Annotated in this window: 1 protein-coding gene; it reads right to left on the bottom strand. The window is 53.6% G+C overall.

What is annotated here, in order from left to right:
• Positions 1–289, bottom strand: a 289-nt coding sequence (locus FDX22_RS15830) for a polysaccharide biosynthesis/export family protein (protein ID WP_186805327.1), incomplete at both ends; no start/stop codon positions are given.

Here is a 289-nt window from a genome sequence, read left to right as displayed (position 1 = left end):
GAGACATATGCCTTTTGCGAGCGGAATGCGGCGATATTAACGTCCACCTGCGGGTCTGCGATGTACTTCGCTAAGCGCCCGGTAATATCACTACGAATTTCTGCCAACGTTTTTCCCACCACGCTAACTTTGCCAATGTAGGGATAAAACATGGTGCCATCAGGTTGCACCCAGTTTCCTGTATCGCTTGAGCTACGATACTGTCCCGCAGGCGTGGTGAGTTCGGGATGATCCCAGACGGTGACATTCAGGACATCGCCGGGTCCGACCCGGTACTGATACCCGGAGA

Origin of the sequence: Citrobacter sp. TBCS-14 (assembly GCF_005280805.1) — a bacterium.
GTDB classification, from domain to species: Bacteria; Pseudomonadota; Gammaproteobacteria; order Enterobacterales; family Enterobacteriaceae; genus Citrobacter; species Citrobacter gillenii.
This window is presented reverse-complemented; position numbering and strand designations above follow the sequence as displayed.